Source organism: Novosphingobium profundi (assembly GCF_018491765.1).
Lineage (GTDB): Bacteria > Pseudomonadota > Alphaproteobacteria > Sphingomonadales > Sphingomonadaceae > Novosphingobium > Novosphingobium profundi.
The window spans coordinates 1-577 of sequence record NZ_JABWCU010000083.1 but is presented as its reverse complement, the minus strand read 5'-3'; the positions used below and the strand labels follow the sequence as shown (position 1 = coordinate 577).

Genomic DNA, 577 nt, shown 5'->3' with positions numbered 1-577 from the left:
CGCGAAATTCCTGATTTTCCAGCGAGCGATCGGTGAACCTACCCTGCCGGTTGGTATAGATGGCGGCGGCAAGCGTGTGCCTCGCCTCGCCTTTGTTGAGACCGGCCTGACAGGCACGTCGCAGTTCCGGTTGTTCAAGCCAATCGAGCGTGAACAAAGTGCGCTCGATACGGCCCAGTTCAGCCAATGCAAAATCCAGCCTGTTCTGGCGTTTGTAGGCGGCAAGTTTTCGCAAGATTACTGACGGCGCCACCGTGCCATCCTTGATTGAGGCGACAATCCTGACGATGTCATCCCAATCGGCCTCGATCGCTGCCGTTTTGATGGTGCGGCCCATCAGATTTTCGATGCCCTTGTATGTCGATGGCGCAGCGATCGAACCCAGCTTGCGGTCGCCAATATCGCGCAGCCGGGGCGCGAAGCGGAACCCGAGTAGGTGGCAGAGTGCGAAAACATGATCGGTGGCGCCGCCGGTATCGGTATAGTGCTCATGCAACGGAAGGTTGCCGGCGCCCAGGACAAGCCCGTCGAGCACGTAAGGCGCTTCACCTGCCGTCGCGGACATGATCCGTGATCC

General features: G+C 59.3%; 1 protein-coding gene. It reads right to left on the bottom strand.

Features of this window, described 5'->3' with window-relative positions; translation table 11 throughout:
- Positions 1–577, bottom strand: a 577-nt coding sequence (locus HT136_RS26115) for a Tn3 family transposase (RefSeq protein WP_214202663.1), incomplete at both ends; no start/stop codon positions are given.